Genomic DNA, 15772 nt, shown 5'->3' with positions numbered 1-15772 from the left:
CGCCCCCGCCCAGGGCGGGCGGCGTCCCGCCATCCGGGCAGCGTCCGGTGCGCCGTCAGACGACCGCGCCGTCGTCCGGGTCGTGGTCGTCCCGGTCGCCCGGGCGCAGCCGCCAGATCAGCATGACGAAGCCGGCCAGGATGCCGGTGAAGCCGAGCAGCGTGACCACCGACGGGTCGACCAGCGACACCACGGTGGGGGACAGGAACAGCAGGAAGCCGAGCACGATGCAGGCCACGCCGAGCACGGCGTACTTGGAGAAGCGGGGCAGCGGGGGCGGCGGGGGCGGGGTGTAGTGCTCCTCGTCCGACGCCTCGTCGGGCAGGTTCGCGCCGAACGTGTCCAGGCCGTCGAGCAGCGAGGGCTCGTCGTGCCGGTCCCGGCTGAGCGAGACACCGGAGACGTCGGCGGCGTACGGCAGCCGGCGCACGTCGGTGGCGGTCGGGCCGGCGGGCTCCTCGGCCCGGCCGCCGGCGGCGGTGCCCGGCGCGGGCGGGTCGTCCACGTCCTCGGCGGCGGGCCAGGGGTGGCTGCCGGCGCTCGGCGCGGTGTGGAAACCGGCGACGATCTTCGCCCACTCGGCCTCGATGTCCGGCTCGTCGGCGCGCGGCGGGTCGCCCCCGCCCTCGTCGGCGAGCTGGGTCAGGTAGTCGCGGGCGGTGGTCAGGTGCGACCTGTCGACGTAGAGCCGGTCGACCGGGCGGGCCGGGACGGTGGTGGTGCGGGTCACCGGGTTCAGGTCGGCCGAGGGCTGGAGGTAGGCCGCGATGCCACCGGCGGCGAGCACGTCGAGCAGATGCTCGCCGACGCGTGGATCGACGTCGCCCGCGATCGCGTACTCGGCCGCGTCGAGCCCGTTGTCCCGTCGTCCCCGACGGGGCCCGCCCCCTGACACCGGACACCCCCTTCGCCGATCCCTGCCCGTGCCCTGAATCGTGACACGTCGGCACCCGGTTCCGGGAGTGCGTTGTGGCGTGCCGCTCGTCGTTCGTACCCTCTTCCCGGACTCCCGTGGGCGCCGCCGGCGCCTCCGGGGCCACGCGGCGACCCGTCCGCCGCCACCGACACGGGAAGGACGCCGGTGCTGTACTGGCTGCTGAAGTACGTCGTTCTCGGCCCACTGCTGAGGTTGATCTTCCGCCCGCAGGTCGAAGGGCTGGAGCACGTTCCGGAGACCGGGCCGGTGATCCTGGCCAGCAACCACCTCTCCTTCTCGGATTCGATCTTCACGCCGCTGATCGTCAAGCGAAAAGTCACATTCATCGCGAAAGCCGAATACTTCACCGGTAAGGGCCTCAAGGGCCGGCTCACCAAGATGTTCTTCGTCGGCTCCGGCACCATTCCGGTCGACCGCTCCGGCGGACGGGCCGCCCGGGCCGCCCTCGACACCCAGCTCTCCGTGCTGCGCGCCGGTGGCATCGCCGGCATCTACCCGGAGGGCACCCGGTCGCCCGACGGCCGGCTCTACCGGGGCAAGACCGGCGTGGCGCGGCTGGCGCTGGAGAGCGGCGCCCCGGTCGTCCCGATGGCCATGCTCAACTCCGACGCGATCCAGCCCACCGGCCAGATCGTCCCGAACCTGGGCCGGGTGCGGATCCGCTTCGGCCCGCCACTGGACTTCTCCCGCTACGCCGGGATGGCCGGCGACCGGTTCGTCGAGCGGGCGGTCACCGACGAGATCATGTACGAGCTGATGGAGCTGTCCGGCCGCGAGTACGTCGACACGTACGCCCAGAAGGCCAAGAGCGCCGCGGTGGGGCAGCCGGTCCCGGCCTGACCTCAGCCCGCCCCGGCGATCCGGAGCAGCCCGGTGGCGGCGTGCCGGCCGGCGAACGCGCGTACCCGGGCCAGCGTCGCCGCCGCGGCCGGCGGGTCCGCCTCGGTCAGCGGCCCGACCGCCAGCGCGGACGCGATCATCTGGTCGGTGACGTCGGTCATCTCCGCGTACCCCTCGGCGGCGGAGGTGAGCAGCCGGCCCGCCCGCGCGGCGTCCCCGTCGCCCCGGGCCAGCGCCGCCTCGGCCGACCGCCCGGCCTCCCGTGCCCAGCGGGTCACCCGTGGCGCGTGGGCCAGCAGGTCGCGCACCAGCACCGCGGCGTCGCCGCCGAGCAGCGCGGCGACGTGACCGATCGCCGGCACCCACTCGGCGAACGGGATCATCTTGGTCTGCCGCCAGTCCTCGTCCAGCTCGGTCAGCAGCGCCATCGTCTCGTCCCGGCGGCCCTGCACCGCGCGGCAGAGCGCGGCGTGCGCCAGCGTGGAGCGCAGCACGCGCTGGAAGCCGCTGCGCCGGGCCGCGACGAGCGCCTGGTCCACCAGGTCCTCGCCGGTGCCCGGCCCGGCCGGGTCGTCGCCGAGCGCCCGGATCCAGCCGGACACGGCCACGATGTGCAGGTCCCACTCGTCGGTCGGGCGCCGCGTCGACCCCTCGGCCATCCGCAGCGCCGACGTCCAGTCCCCGCTGTAGTACGAGCGGGCCCACTGGTCGCTGAAGCTCACCGTGAGGGCGTGCTCGCCGGCCAGGTCCAGCGAGCGCTGCTCGTCGACCAGCCGGGCCGAGCCGGTCAGGTCGCCCTCCTCCTGGAGCACCCAGGCCAGGTTGTGCACCGCGCGGCGGCGGCTGGTCAGCCGCTCCACCCGGCACTCCTCGGTCACGTCGGCCAGCTCGGCGTACGCCTCCTCGGCGCCGGCCTGGTAACGGACCACCGCCAGCGTGATGCGCGCGTTCGCCCGCGCCTCGCGCAGCTCCAGCCGCTCGGCCAGCTCGGCGGCGGTGCGCGCGGCCACGCACGCCGGCTCGGTCTCCGCGTCGAGCATGTGCGCCCGCGCCAGCTCCAGCAGCACGCCCACCTTGTCCTCGCTGTCCGGCAGCGTGGCGTGCAGCCCGATCGCCCGGTCCAGGCAGCGCATCAACTCCGAGCGGTCGGCCCGCGCGAAGGCCGCAGTGGCCAGCAGCCGCCACGCCTTCGCCGCACCGGGCCGGTCACCCGCGCCGGCCAGCCGGCCGGCCAGGGTGGTGAGCAGCGCCGTCCCGCCGCCGTCGAGGAAGCCGTCCCGGTCCCGGTAGAACGCCAGCTCGGCCTGGAACAGCTCGAGCGCCGGGTCCGGACCGCACTCCACGCTCAACGCGCGGTCCACCAGCGTGGCCGCGGTCTCCAGCGCGTGCAGGTCGTACGCCCGGCGTGCGGCCCGGTGCAGCGCGGACCGGGTCGCGGCGGCGTGCGGGGTCTGGTCCAGCCCGACCGTACGGGCGATCTCGTGCGCCGCCCACCTGTGGTTGGCCAGCACCTCGGCCAGGTCGTGCTGCCGGCCGTCGGCGAGCTGCTCCAGCCAGTCGGCGGTGCGCTGGTGCCGGGCGACCCGCTCGGCCCGGGGCAGCCGCTGATAGCAGACGTCCCGGACCAGCACGTGCCGGAACCGGTACTCCGCCTGTCCGGGCATTGTCGACACGGGCAGCTCGTAGACGAGGTCACGGCGCTGGAGGTGGTGCAGCGCGCGTTCGACCCACTCCGCCGGGCGGCCGAGCGCCAGCGCCACCGGCGCGGCCCAGAACTGCACGCCGACGACGGAGGCGGCCTGGAGCACCGCGCGGTCGGCCGGGTCGAGCAGGTCCAGCCGGTTGGCGATGACCGCCTGCACGGTACGCGGCATCCCGGCGCCCCCGGCCGGGTCGACGAGCGCCAGCCCGGCGGTCCGCTCGGCCAGCCCGCCGTCGAGCAGCATCCGCGCGTACTCCTGGGCGTAGAGCGGGTTGCCGTCGGCGAACTCGATCAGCGGCGCCCGTGCGTCCTGCGGCAGCGTGGCCTGGCCGAGCAGCAGCGAGTAGAGCGTGTCGATGTCCCCGTCGTGCATCGGCGGCACCGAGATGGACATCGCCCCGCTGATCGTGCCGGTCCAGGCCGGGTGCCGCTCGCGCAGTTCCGGCCGGGCGGTCGCGACGACCAGCAGCGGCACGTTGCGGGCCGCCGCGCCGAGCTGCTCGACGAAGGACAGCATCGCCTCGTCGGCCCAGTGCATGTCCTCGAAGACGAGCACCGTGGGGCCGGTCGCGGCCAGGGTGAGCAGGAAGCGCCGCCACGCCGCCTCGGTCTCGGCCGAGGTGAGCCGTTCGCCGGAGACGCCGACGAGCGGGCCCAGCGCCTCGGCCAGCCGTACCGCGTGCGGGTCGGCGAGGTGGCCCAGTCGCTCGCGCAGCCGGTCCCGGATGGTGGCCGGGTCGTCGGCGCCGGTCAGCCCGGCCCAGCTCCGGACGATGTCGGCCAGCGCCGCGTAGGTGACGTTCTCGCCGAACGGAGGGCACTGGCCGGTCAGCCAGGTGACCCGGGTGCCGGGCAGGCTGGCGGCGTGCCGGGCCAGCTCGCGCAGCAGCCGGCTCTTGCCCACCCCGGCCGGGCCGAAGACGGTGAGCAGCTGCGAGGTGCGCTCGGTCAGCGTGCGGTGCAACGCGCTGACCAGCAGGCCCCGCTCGTGGTCCCGGTCGACCATCGGGGTCAGCTCGGCGGTCTGCCCGTCGCGCCGGGGCCGCGCCCGTACGGCCAGCCAGATCCGGCTCACCGACGACCGGCCGCGCAACGTCACCGGTGGCTGGTCGTCGTACTCCATCTCGCGCCGGGTGGCCGCCCAGGTGCTCTCGTCGACCACCACGCCGCCGACCGGGGCGAGCCCCTGCAACCGGCTGGCGGTGTTCACCACGTCGCCGGTGACGAACGCCTGGCCGCCGTCGCGCGCCGCGGCCAGGTCGACCAGGGCCTCGCCGGTGGCGATGCCGACCCGGAACCCGAGCGGCGGATGCGGTCCGGCCGGCTGCCGGGCCAGGCTGCGTTGCAGCTCCAGCCCGGCGCGTACGCAGCGCAGCGCGTCGTTGTCGGTGGCCACCGGCGCGCCGAACAACGCCATGACCGCGTCGCCGATGTACTTCTCCACCACGCCGCCGTACTGGTGCACCAGCCGGCGCACCGTGGCGAAGTAGACCTGTTGCAGGCTGCGGGCCTGTTCCGGGTCGGCCCGCTCGGCGTATGTCGTGAAGTCGACGATGTCGATGAAGAGCACGCTGACCTGGCGGCGGTCCTCCTGCACAGTGACCGCGTGGTCGCGCAGCGGCTGACCGCAGTTGGTGCAGAAGTTGGCGCCGGTGTCGTTGGCGTGGCCGCAGCCTGGGCAGGCCGCGGCCAGCGGACGGCCGCACCCACCGCAGAAACGGTCGTCCGGCCCGGCGGTCCGGGCGCAGTGTCCACAGGTGAGGTCGATGTCCGGCTCCGTACGCGTGAGGTCCCCAGTGTCCCGCGCGGCCGCGCAGTCGGGTACCCGACGGGTCGGCGGGACGTCACGGCTGTTCGGCCGGGTCTAGTCTCCCCTAGCAGGAAGTCCCGTCGACAGGGAGATTGCCGTGCACGTCCGGCTGTCCGCCTCATGGACCGATCCACGGGGGACGGTGTGGGCCGTCGGTGACACGGTCGACGTGGACGCTGTCACCCTCGCCGAACTGGAGGAAAAAGGCATGGTGGAGCAGCCCGCGGGTAGCGGATCGACCGAGACCACGACCACCACGACGACCCCGCCGTCGTCGTGTCAGCGGTCGTTCATGCCGGCCCGGCGGCGCAGCGCCGCCACGTCGGTGACCACGATGCGGCGTCCCTCGGTCCGCAGCCAGCCCCGGCTGGCGAACGAGCCGATGGCCTGGTTGACGCTCTGCCGGGAACCGCCGGCCATCTCGGCGAGCTGGCTCTGGTTCAGCTCGATCGTGATCATCGGGGCCTGGCTCTCGCCGGCCAGCCGGACCAGCGTCTTCGCCACCCGGCCGGGCAGGTCGAGGAAGACGTGGTCGGCGTTCTGCTCGGTGAGCCGGCGGATCAGCTGGCCCAGCGAGCGCATCACCGCGTCCAGGATGCGCGGGTTGGAGTGCACCAGCTCCATGAACGCGGGCCGCGACAGCGCGAGCGCGGCGCAGTCCTCGATCGCCTCGGCCGACGCCGAGCGGGTGGAGGCGTCCAACAGGGACACCTCGCCGAGCACGTCCGGGGGTCGGATCACCGACAGCACCGCGCGCTCGCCGGTCGGGGCGGTGCGGAACACCGCCACCGCGCCGCGGCGCAGCACGATCAGCGACTCGCCGGGGTCGTTCTCGACGAAGAGCAGCTGGCCCTTGCGGTAGGTGCGCGGTACGGCCGCGGCGATGACACGCTGCCGCACCTCCGGCTCAAGCCCGGCGAACATCTCCACACCCGTGAGCGCGTCACCCGGCTCCGGCAGGCGAGACTCCACGGCTCAACCCCTCCCCGGTCAGAAGTCACGACTCGCACACCGGGTGAAGCTGTCAGTCCCGGTACGAGGCAGCTCAACCGGTTCGGCGCCCGACGGCGGTACACATCAGATCATGACGCTCTCGTCGCGTGCTGTACACCCCCGGAAACACTTCCGTGACCATGCCCGGCCGCCGACGGCACGCCCGCCGACCTCGGCGGACGCCCCGGCGACCGGCGCGTGCCGGTGATGGGCGAGGATGGGGGCGATGGTCTACCGCTATTTCTACGACTGCGAATTCATCGAGGACGGCCGCATCGTCGACCTGGTGTCGATCGGCGTCGTCGACGAGTACGGCCGCGAGTTCTACGCGGTCTCCACCGAGTTCGACGACTCCCGGGCGGTGCCCTGGGTGCGGCGCAACGTGCTGGACAAGCTCCCGTCGCCGGCCGACCGGGCTTGGCGCTCCCGCGCGCGCATCCGCGACGACCTGCACGAGTTCCTGCTGGAGCCGGTGCGGGACCGGCCGGGCGAGCAGCTGGAGCTGTGGGCCTGGTACGCCGCCTACGACCACGTCGTGCTGGCCCAGCTCTGGGGCGCGATGCCGGCGCTGCCGCGGGAGATCCCCCGCTTCACCAAGGAGCTGCGTCAGCTCTGGGACGACCTGGGGCGCCCCCGGCTGCCGGATGCCGAGGCCGACCGGCACGACGCGCTGGTCGACGCCCGGCACAACCTGGCGCGGTGGCGGGCGATGACGGCGCGGGAGGTTTGACCGGTTCCGCCCAGGGCACCGGAGCGGCATCTGCGCCGATCCGAGACAGGAGTGCCCCATGAGCAATGAGCCGACCAACGCCGCGGACGCCCGCCGCCGGGTCACCGAGCTGATCCGGGACGCCCGGATCTGCCTGCTCACCACCACCGGCGTGGACGGGCGTCTGGTCAGCCGTCCGATGGGGTTGCAGGAGGCGGACTTCGAGGGCGACCTGTGGTTCTTCGCGTACGCCGACTCGGCGAAGGTCCGGCAGATCCGGGTGAACCCGCAGGTGAACGTCGGTTTCTCCGACCAGCGTCACCACGCCTGGGTGTCGGTGGCCGGCACCGCCACCGAGGAGTGGGACGCCGGCCGGGCGAAGGAGCTGTGGAGCCCGCTGCTGAAGGCGTGGTTCCCGGACGGGCTGGACACGCCCGGGATCACCTTGATCAAGGTGCACGCCGGGTCGGCGGAGTACTGGGACTCGCCCGGCAGTACCGTGGTCAACCTGCTCGGCTTCGCCAAGGCGGCGGTGACCGGCAAGCCGCCGAAGGCGGGGGAGAACCACGAGGTCGGCTACTGACGGGTAGCCCGTCCGCCGTCCGGAACGGCCCGGGGTGCGGTGCCGTCGTACACCTGCGCCGACTACAGTGCGCAGTGACGGCCCGCCCCGGGCCGGCAACGGCGCCGATGGTCTGATCTGACACATATCCTGGGGCTTATCCGGGCTTCACCTGATGCTCCAGGAGGATGAGCAGATCATGCGTATCGGCGTGCTCACCGGCGGCGGCGACTGCCCAGGTCTCAACGCGGTGATTCGGGCGGTGGTCCGCAAGGGCGTCGCCACCTACGGTCACGAGTTCGTGGGCTTCCGCGACGGCTGGAAGGGCCCGCTCGAGGGCCTGACCAAGCCGCTCGGCATCGCCGAGGTGCGCGGCATCCTGCCCCGTGGCGGCACCATCCTCGGCTCGTCCCGCACCAACCCGTTCAAGATCGAGAACGGCGTGGAGCGGATCAAGGACAACCTCGCCGCCCAGGGCGTGGACGCGCTGATCGCGATCGGCGGCGAGGACACGCTCGGCGTCGCGACCAAGCTGCACGAGCTGGGCGTCAACGTCATCGGCGTGCCGAAGACGATCGACAACGACCTCGGTGCGACCGACTACACGTTCGGCTTCGACACCGCCGTCAACATCGCCATGGAGGCGATCGACCGGCTGCACACCACGGCGGAGAGCCACCACCGCACGCTCGTGGTCGAGGTCATGGGCCGGCACGCCGGCTGGATCGCCCTGCACGCCGGTCTCGCCGGTGGCGCCAACGTGATCCTGCTGCCGGAGCGGCAGTTCGACGTCGAGCAGGTCGCCGGCTACGTCGAGAAGCGCTTCCAGCACCAGTACGCCCCGATCGTGGTGGTCGCCGAGGGCGCCCAGCCGCTGGACGGCCAGATGGTGCTGCACAACCAGGAGCTGGACGCGTTCGGTCACGTCCGTCTCGGCGGCATCGGCCAGTGGCTGGCCGAGCAGCTGGAGGCGAAGACCGGCAAGGAGGCCCGCACCGTGGTGCTCGGCCACATCCAGCGCGGTGGCACGCCGACCGCGTTCGACCGGGTGCTGGCCACCCGGCTCGGCCTGCACGCGATCGACGCCGCGCACGAGGGCGACTGGGGCAAGATGGTCGCGATGCAGAGCACGGACATCGTCCGCGTCCCGCTCGCCGACGCCACCCGCGAGCTGAAGACCGTGCCGCTGGAGCGGTACGCCGAGGCCGAGGTCTTCTTCGGCAGCTGATCGACGGCGCACGGCGTGGCGGGCCGGCGACCCNTCGACGAGCGCCGGGGTGTTCCACGTGACCCGGGAAGGGGTACGGCTGATGGCACGCGAGGTGCACACGGTCGCGGTGATCGGCGCCGGCAAGATCGGTGAGCTGATGCTCTCCGGGCTGCTGCGTTCCGGCTGGCCGGTGGAGCGGCTGCTCGCCACCGCGCGGCGGCCGGCGCGGGCGCGGGAACTGGCCGACCGTTACGGCGTACGGGTGGTGGACAACCTCACCGCCGTGACCGAGGCCGAGGTGCTGGCCGTGTCGGTCAAGCCGCAGGACGCCGCCGCGCTACTGGACGAGATCGGCCCGAAGGTGCCGGCCGACAAGCTGGTCATCTCGCTCTGCGCCGGCCTGCCGACCGCCTTCTTCAACCGCCGGCTGCCCGAGGGCACCCCTGTGGTCCGGGTCATGACGAACACCCCGGCGCTCGTCGACGAGGCGATGAGCGCGATCTCGGCGGGCGCGTACGCCACCGGCGAGCACCTGGCCCTGGCCGAGGAGATGTTCTCCCCGCTCGGCGCCACCGTCCGGGTGCCCGAGTCGCAGCAGGACGCGGTCACCGCGCTGTCCGGCTCCGGCCCGGCCTACTTCTACCTCCTGGTCGAGGCGATGATCGACGCGGGCATCCTGCTCGGCCTGCCGCGCCAGGTGGCGCACGAGCTGATCGTGCAGACCGCGATCGGCTCGGCGGTGATGCTGCGCGATTCCGGCGAGCACCCGGTGAAGCTGCGCGAGGCGGTCACCTCGCCCGCGGGCACCACCATCTCGGCGATCCGCGAGCTGGAGAACCACGGCGTACGCGCGGCCATGCTGGCGGCGCTGGAGGCGGCCCGGGACCGGGCGCGGGAACTCGCCGCCCAGGCCGACTGACGCCCAGGCGGACTGACGCTCAGCCGGGCCGCGACGCCGGTCCTGGTTGCCGGTGCCGGCGCAGCAGCAGGATCAGTACGGCCAGCGCGAGCGTCCCCCACAGCGGCACCCAGCGGGGCCGGTGCTGGGCGAGTGTGCCGACCGCGCCGCCGACGCTGTAGCTGACCAGGGCGAGCAGTCCGAGCAGGGTGCCCCGCCGAGCCCGGCCCCGGCCGGCGGTGGGGCCGAGCAGCCAGCGGGCGGCCCGCTCACCGGTCTTCGTCGTGGTGTCCGACTGGTACGTGATCGGCGTCGCGATGCCCGCGGTCCGGCTCGCCAGGGTGGTGAGGCTGCCCATGGCTACCGCGCCCGCGGCGGCGAGCAGCACCCGGGACGCCGTGCCGTGCCGGCCGTACGCGAGCACCAGGTTGAGCACCGCCCAGACGATCATGGCGGCCTCGGTGACCGCGATGTCGACGAGCGGCGCCACCGTCGGCCGGGTTCGGCGGCGGAGCAGATTCACCAGCCCGGCGGCGGTGGCGAACGCGACGATCGAGGCCGCCGAGACCGGCCACGTGGGGTGCCCGCCGGCCGGTCCCATGCCGAGGAAGATGGCGTTGCCGGACTGGTTGGCGACGAACGCGCCGTACCGCAGGAACGCGAAGGCGTCCAGCGCGCCGGCGGTGACGACGGCGAGTACGAGCGCTGCGAGCGGGTGCCGGAACTCGCGGTAGGAGTCCGCGGGGCCGTACGGCGCCGACCGGTTCACCCTTCCCCCGTCCGTGTGCAGGAGCGACCACGGCAGCGTCATCGTTTCGCTGTCGGGCCGCTGCGGCGAACTACTATATGTCGCATATGTAGGTTTTCGGCCGTTTCGGTGGGCGGTCGCCGGCGGACGGGGTGACATGGCGGCGAGCGGACGCGCGGCCGGCCGCGCCGCCACAACCTCGTGACGATCGTGTCGATCGTCGTCCTGTCCGGCGCGTTCTTCGGCTACAACCAGGGCGTCATCAGCGGCGCGCTGCACGACATCCGGCACACGTTCGACGTGGACACCTTCGAGGTGGAGGTGGCGGCGAGCTGGGTGACGCTCGGCGCGCTGGCCGGCGCGCTCGCCGGTGGTCACCTCGCCGACCGGATCGGCCGGCGCGGCGCGCTGTGGGTCGCCGCCGGGGCGTACGTCGTCGGCACGATCGTGCAGGCCGCGGCGCCGACCATCGGCGCCCTGCTCGGCGCGCGGCTGCTGCTCGGCGTGGGCATCGGCGTGGCCTCGGTCGCCGGGCCGATGTTCGCGGCCGAGGCGGCGCCGGAACGGATCCGCGGCGGCCTGCTCGCGGTCTACCAGTTCTCGACCACCTTCGCGATCTTCATCGGCTACCTGGCGGACGAGCTGTTCACCGGCGGCGAGTCGTGGCGCTACCTGCTCGGCGCGGCGGTCGTGCTGGGCGTGGCGCTGATCCTGGTGACAGTGGTGGTGCCGGACTCGGCGGTCTGGTACCTCAAGCGGGGCGACCGGCGCCGCGCCCGGGAGTCGCTGTGCCGGACCGTTCCCGAGCAGCGGGTGGAGCAGCGCCTCGGCGAGATCGAGAAGAGTCTGCACGGCCGCACGGCGAGCTGGCGGGAGCTGCTGTCACCGCAGTGGCGGCGTCCCCTCGCGCTCGGCGTCGGGCTGGCGCTGTTCCAGCAGACGACAGGGATCAACGGCATCATCTACTACGCCGACTCGATCTTCTCGGCGGCCGGATTCCGTACCCCGGAGGCACAGCTCTCCGCGACCACCTGGGCGATCGGCGCGGTGGACGCGGCGTTCGCGCTCGTCGCGGTCGGCCTGCTCGACCGCGTCGGCCGTCGGCCGCTGCTGCTGGTCGGCCTGGCCGGGATGGCGGTCTCGCTCGCCGTGGTGAGCGTCAGCTTCCTGGGCGCGGGCACCGGGCACGGCGACGGCCGGATCACCACCTCGGGCCTGTTCCTGCTGGTCGGAGTGGTCTTCTTCGTCGCGTTCTACGCGGTGTCGATCGGGCCGGGCGCGTGGACCGTGATCAACGAGATCTATCCCGGTCCGATCCGCGGCCGGTGCGTGGCGATCGCGTCCGCGACCCACTGGGGCACCGGGTACTTGATCACGCAGTTCTTCCTGAGCCTGCTCGACGCGCTGGGCCGGTCGGGCGTGGACGAAGGGGTCGCGAAGTGCATCTCACGCCGAAGGAATTCGACAAGCTGACGATCCACTCGTTGGCGATGGTGGCAAACGCCCGCAAGGCGCGCGGGGTCAAGGTCAACCACCCCGAGGCGGTGGCGGTCATCTGCGCCGCGGCGCTCGAAGGCGCGCGCGAGGGCAAGACCGTCGAGGAGGTCATGAACGACGCGAGCCACGTGCTCACCGCCGACGTGATCCCCGGCGTGGCGGACATGATCCCGATGCTCCAGGTCGAGGCGGTCTTCACCGACGGGTCACGGCTGATCACCGTCCACTCACCCATCCAGTAGAGCAGCGACCGGAGGCCACGGTCTCCGGCAGAGCGGGGGCGACATGGCGAAGCAACACCCGGGACCGAACTCCAAGCACCTTCGGCCCATCGGCGGCTACAAGCTCAGCGACCAACCTCTGGAACTCAACGCCGGGCGGCCGGTGACCGAGGTGGTCGTGCACAACACCGGTGACCGGCCCATCCAGGTCGGCTCCCACTTCCACTTCTTCGAGGCCAACCGCTTCCTGGAGTTCGACCGTCCGTCGGCGTTCGGCAAGCGGTTGAACATCCCGGCCACGACCTCGATCCGGTTCGAGCCCGGCGACCGCAAGACCGTCCAGCTCGTCCCGTACGGCGGCTCCCAGCGGGTGTACGGCTTCAACGGCCTGGTCCAGGGCTGGACCGGCGACGGGCCGATCCCCGGCTACCGGCCGGACCGGGCCGAGGCGCTCCACCAGGCCCAGACGCGCGGCTTCAAGACCACGTCGCAGCAGCAGGACCAGGGCAAGGGCCAGAGCAAGGGTCAGGGCAAGGGCCAGGACAAGGGCGACAGGTAGCCGGCAATCCTTCGACGCGCCAGAGCTGGAGCGACAACGCATGAGTCAGATCTCACGGCAGGAATATGCCGGAATGTACGGCCCGACCACGGGCGACCAGATCCGTCTGGGTGACACCGACCTCTACATCGAGATCGAGAAGGACCTGCGGGTCCTCGGCGACGAGGTCATGTACGGCGGTGGCAAGACCCTGCGCGACGGCATGGGCAGTGCCAGCCAGGCCACGAGCGCCGAGGGCGTGGTGGACCTGGTGATCACCAACGTGACCGTCGTGGACGCGCTGCTCGGCGTGGTCAAGGCGGACGTGGGGATCAAGGACGGCAGGATCGCCGGGATCGGCAAGGCCGGCAACCCCAACATCATGGACGGGGTGACCCCGGGCCTGGTGACCGGTCCGGGCACCGACGCGATCTCCGGTGAGCACCTGATCCTGACCGCCGGCGGCATCGACGCGCACGTCCACCTGGTCACCCCGCAGCAGGTGTACGCCGCGCTCAGCAACGGCGTCACCACCCTCTGGGGCGGCGGCACCGGGCCCACCGACAGCACCAACGGCGTCACCATCACGCCCGGTCCCTGGAACATCCACAACATGATGCGGTCGTTCGAGAACCTGCCGATCAACATCGGCCTGCTGGGCAAGGGCAACAGCAGTGGCCGGGCGCCGCTCGTCGAGCAGATCATGGCCGGGGTGCCCAGCTTCAAGATCCACGAGGACTGGGGTGCGCCGCCCGCGGTGATCCGGTCCTGCCTGGCCGTCGCCGACGAGTACGACGTCCAGATCAGCATCCACACCGACACGCTCAACGAGAGCGGCTACATCGAGGACAGCATCGCCGCCTTCGAGGGCCGGACCATCCACACCTTCCACACCGAGGGTGCCGGCGGCGGGCACGCGCCGGACATCATCAAGGTCGCCGGCCAGATGAACGTGCTGCCCGCCTCGACCACGCCGACGGTGCCGTACGGCATCAACAGCCAGTCCGAGCTGTACGACATGATCATGGTCTGCCACAACTTCAACCCGAAGGTGCCCTCGGACGTCGCCTTCGTGGAGAGCCGGATCCGCACCGAGACCATCGCCGCCGAGGACGTGCTCCTCGACGAGGGCGTCATCTCGATGATGCAGAGCGACTCGCAGGCCATGGGCCGGGTGGGCGAGACCTGGCTGCGCACCGTCCAGCTCGCCGGGCAGATGAAGAACGTCCGCGGCAAGCTGGCCGAGGACTCCGACGCCAACGACAACTTCCGCGTCCTGCGCTACGTCGCCAAGATGACCATCAACCCGGCGATCACCCAGGGCGTCTCGCACGTCATCGGCTCGGTCAGCCCGGGCAAGCTCGCCGACCTGGTGCTCTGGGAGCCCGCGTTCTTCGGCACGAAGCCGAAGATGGTGCTCAAGGGCGGCATGATCGCCTGGTCGATCATGGGCGACCCGAACGCGTCGCTGCCCACCCCGCAGCCGGTCTACTACCGGCCCATGTTCGGCGCCACCGGCTCCCAGGTCGCCAAGAACTGCGTGACGTTCGTGTCCCGGGCCGCGCACGAGTCGGGGGTGGCCGAACAGCTGGGTCTGCAACGGCAGGTCATGCCGGTCTACGGCTGCCGCAACCTGACCAAGCGCGACATGGTGCGCAACGACCGTACGCCGAAGCTCGAAGTCGACCCGGAGACCTTCGCCGTGAAGATGGACGGCGTGCACGCGACAGTGCCGGCGGCCAAGAACCTCCCCCTCAGCCAGCTCTACTTCTTCAGCTGACCCGGCACGGCGCCCGCCCCCGGCCGGGCCGGTGGCGGGGTCGCGTGAAAGGAGAACACATGCTCGTCGAAACGGTACTCGGCAACGTGAACGAGCCGGCCTGGACCGAGCGGCTCCGGGAGGCCAAGGTCGACGACCTCGTCCTCGACCAGTGGGACGCCCAGAAGAGCCGGCTGCGCCGGACCACAAGCCTCGGCACCGAACTGGCGCTGTCCCTGGCCCGCGGCGTACGGCTGCGCGACGGCGACGTGCTGGCCTGGGACGACGCCACCGCGACCGCGGTGGTGGCCCGGATCGCGCTCGGCGAGGTGATGGTCGTGCACCTCGACACGCTGCACGGGGAGTCCCTGGACATGGTGATCCGCTCGGCCGTCGAACTGGGCCACGCGATCGGCAACCAGCACTGGCCGGCGGTGGTGAAGGGCACCAAGATGTACGTCCCGCTGACTGTGGACCGCAAGGTCATGAACTCGGTGATGCGGACCCACGCGTTCACCGGTCTCACCCACGAGTTCATCCCCGGCACCGAGATCATCGCGTACCTGGCCCCGCACGAGTCGCGGCGCCTGTTCGGCGGGGCCGACTCGACCCCGCACACACACCTGCCCGCCGACCTGAACTGAGGGGCCGGGGTGTCCACGGTGACCGAGGCACTGAAACTGCTCCAGTTCGGCGACTCGGTCTTCCCGGTCGGCGCCTTCTCCTTCTCCAACGGGCTGGAGACGGCGGTCGAGCAGGGCGCGGTGCACGACCGGACCACGTTGCAGGAGTTCGTGCGTACCGTCACGCGCGCCGCCGCCACCGGTGACGGGGTGGCGCTGCTCGTGGCGCACCGCGCCGCCCGCGCCGGTGACCTCGACCGGATCCGGGCGGCCGACGAGGCCGTACACCTGCGCAAGATCAACGAGGAGACGCGGACGATGACCGTCCGCATGGGGCGCAAGCTGGCCGAGGCCGCCGAACGGGTGGTGGGGGAGTCCCTGCTGCGCAAGCGCGTCGCGGAGAGCGGCGGCGGCGTCCCGGTCACCTACCCGGTCGCGCTCGGCGTGCTCTTCGCCGAACTCGGCGTGGGCGAGGCGGACGCGTTCGCCGCCCACCAGTACGGCGCGGCCTCCATGGTGCTCGGCGCGGCGGTCCGGCTCATGCGGGTGGACCACCTCGACACCCAGTCGATCCTCTTCGCGGTCAACGAGCGGGTCGGCGAGGACTACGAGGAGGTGCGCACCGCCGGGCTCGACGACATGCAGAGCTTCGCGCCGCACCTCGACGTGCTGGCCGGCGCGCACCAGCACGCACACGTACGGATGTTCATGAGCTGAGCGCTCAC

At 72.2% G+C, this 15772-nt stretch carries 15 protein-coding genes; 11 read left to right on the top strand and 4 right to left on the bottom strand.

Annotation, left to right across the window (positions count from 1 at the left end; all coding sequences use genetic code 11):
- Positions 1 to 55: 55 nt before the first annotated feature.
- Positions 56 to 895, bottom strand: coding sequence for a DUF308 domain-containing protein (locus tag ABD52_RS21590; protein ID WP_013287668.1), 840 nt, complete (start codon positions 893 to 895; stop codon positions 56 to 58).
- A gap of 186 nt (positions 896 to 1081) precedes the next feature.
- On the opposite strand from ABD52_RS21590, the gene ABD52_RS21585 reads away from it, so the two are divergent.
- Positions 1082 to 1777 carry a 1-acyl-sn-glycerol-3-phosphate acyltransferase gene (locus tag ABD52_RS21585; RefSeq protein ID WP_013475739.1) on the top strand — a complete coding sequence of 232 codons (696 nt, stop codon included), beginning with the start codon at positions 1082 to 1084 and terminating at the stop codon, positions 1775 to 1777.
- Positions 1778 to 1779: 2 nt separating this feature from the next.
- Here ABD52_RS21585 and ABD52_RS21580 read toward each other — a convergent pair whose 3' ends face one another.
- Together ABD52_RS21580 and ABD52_RS21575 are read right to left on the bottom strand one after the other, a co-directional pair.
- A complete protein-coding gene (locus ABD52_RS21580; RefSeq protein ID WP_082171360.1) occupies positions 1780 to 5247 on the bottom strand; it encodes an adenylate/guanylate cyclase domain-containing protein in 3468 nt (1155 codons plus the stop codon).
- 321 nt (positions 5248 to 5568) lie between these two features.
- On the bottom strand, positions 5569 to 6261 hold the full coding sequence (locus ABD52_RS21575; RefSeq protein WP_013287664.1) for a Crp/Fnr family transcriptional regulator: 693 nt from the start codon (positions 6259 to 6261) through the stop codon (positions 5569 to 5571).
- A 247-nt stretch (positions 6262 to 6508) separates the two neighbouring features.
- Between ABD52_RS21575 and ABD52_RS21570 the strand changes: the two genes are divergently transcribed.
- From ABD52_RS21570 to proC, 4 genes are all read left to right on the top strand, one after another.
- Positions 6509 to 7012, top strand: a complete 504-nt coding sequence (locus tag ABD52_RS21570) for a polyadenylate-specific 3'-exoribonuclease AS (protein ID WP_013475742.1) — start codon at positions 6509 to 6511, stop codon at positions 7010 to 7012.
- Positions 7013 to 7070: 58 nt separating this feature from the next.
- Entirely contained in the window at positions 7071 to 7574 is a 504-nt protein-coding gene (locus ABD52_RS21565; protein ID WP_013287662.1) for a pyridoxamine 5'-phosphate oxidase family protein, read from the top strand.
- Positions 7575 to 7752: 178 nt separating this feature from the next.
- The gene (locus ABD52_RS21560; RefSeq protein ID WP_030273929.1) at positions 7753 to 8781 is read left to right on the top strand and encodes a 6-phosphofructokinase; all 1029 of its coding nucleotides are present in this window, start codon (positions 7753 to 7755) and stop codon (positions 8779 to 8781) included.
- Between the two features lie 82 nt (positions 8782 to 8863).
- Positions 8864 to 9682, top strand: a complete 819-nt coding sequence (gene proC / locus ABD52_RS21555) for a pyrroline-5-carboxylate reductase (protein ID WP_013287660.1) — start codon at positions 8864 to 8866, stop codon at positions 9680 to 9682.
- Between the two features lie 19 nt (positions 9683 to 9701).
- Here proC and ABD52_RS21550 read toward each other — a convergent pair whose 3' ends face one another.
- The gene (locus ABD52_RS21550) at positions 9702 to 10472 is read right to left on the bottom strand and encodes a YoaK family protein (protein ID WP_047893007.1); all 771 of its coding nucleotides are present in this window, start codon (positions 10470 to 10472) and stop codon (positions 9702 to 9704) included.
- A gap of 147 nt (positions 10473 to 10619) precedes the next feature.
- On the opposite strand from ABD52_RS21550, the gene ABD52_RS21545 reads away from it, so the two are divergent.
- Genes ABD52_RS21545 through ABD52_RS39270 form a run of 6 tightly spaced genes read left to right on the top strand, consistent with a single transcriptional unit; the run spans position 10620 to position 15764 of the window.
- Positions 10620 to 11882, top strand: coding sequence for a sugar porter family MFS transporter (locus ABD52_RS21545; RefSeq protein WP_235437521.1), 1263 nt, complete (start codon positions 10620 to 10622; stop codon positions 11880 to 11882).
- Positions 11849 to 12148, top strand: coding sequence for an urease subunit gamma (locus tag ABD52_RS21540; protein ID WP_047893006.1), 300 nt, complete (start codon positions 11849 to 11851; stop codon positions 12146 to 12148). The genes ABD52_RS21545 and ABD52_RS21540 overlap by 34 nt, the downstream gene beginning before the upstream one ends.
- Before the next feature lie 43 nt (positions 12149 to 12191).
- Positions 12192 to 12686 (top strand): urease subunit beta, encoded by a 495-nt coding sequence (locus tag ABD52_RS21535; protein ID WP_047893005.1) that lies wholly within the window; start codon positions 12192 to 12194, stop codon positions 12684 to 12686.
- Positions 12687 to 12726: 40 nt separating this feature from the next.
- Positions 12727 to 14445: an urease subunit alpha gene (locus ABD52_RS21530; protein ID WP_030273921.1), complete on the top strand. Its 1719-nt coding sequence runs from the start codon at positions 12727 to 12729 to the stop codon at positions 14443 to 14445.
- A 59-nt stretch (positions 14446 to 14504) separates the two neighbouring features.
- Entirely contained in the window at positions 14505 to 15068 is a 564-nt protein-coding gene (ureE, locus tag ABD52_RS39275) for an urease accessory protein UreE (RefSeq protein WP_047893004.1), read from the top strand.
- 18 nt (positions 15069 to 15086) lie between these two features.
- Positions 15087 to 15764: an urease accessory protein UreF gene (locus ABD52_RS39270; RefSeq protein ID WP_223201363.1), complete on the top strand. Its 678-nt coding sequence runs from the start codon at positions 15087 to 15089 to the stop codon at positions 15762 to 15764.
- Positions 15765 to 15772 lie beyond the last annotated feature (8 nt).

Origin of the sequence: Micromonospora sp. RV43 (assembly GCF_001029515.1) — a bacterium.
In the GTDB taxonomy this organism is placed as follows: domain Bacteria; phylum Actinomycetota; class Actinomycetes; order Mycobacteriales; family Micromonosporaceae; genus Micromonospora; species Micromonospora aurantiaca.
The sequence above is the reverse complement of the archived record's forward strand: the minus strand, read 5'-3'. Positions and strand labels throughout refer to the sequence as shown.

Coding starts and splice junctions, on each gene's coding strand:
- ABD52_RS21570 (WP_013475742.1), top strand. CDS start 6,509: ATGGTCTACCGCTATTTCTACGACTGCGAATTCATCGAGGACGGCCGC.
- proC (WP_013287660.1), top strand. CDS start 8,864: ATGGCACGCGAGGTGCACACGGTCGCGGTGATCGGCGCCGGCAAGATC.
- ABD52_RS21535 (WP_047893005.1), top strand. CDS start 12,192: ATGGCGAAGCAACACCCGGGACCGAACTCCAAGCACCTTCGGCCCATC.
- ABD52_RS21560 (WP_030273929.1), top strand. CDS start 7,753: ATGCGTATCGGCGTGCTCACCGGCGGCGGCGACTGCCCAGGTCTCAAC.
- ABD52_RS21550 (WP_047893007.1), bottom strand. CDS start 10,472: ATGACGCTGCCGTGGTCGCTCCTGCACACGGACGGGGGAAGGGTGAAC.
- ABD52_RS21565 (WP_013287662.1), top strand. CDS start 7,071: ATGAGCAATGAGCCGACCAACGCCGCGGACGCCCGCCGCCGGGTCACC.
- ureE (WP_047893004.1), top strand. CDS start 14,505: ATGCTCGTCGAAACGGTACTCGGCAACGTGAACGAGCCGGCCTGGACC.
- ABD52_RS21530 (WP_030273921.1), top strand. CDS start 12,727: ATGAGTCAGATCTCACGGCAGGAATATGCCGGAATGTACGGCCCGACC.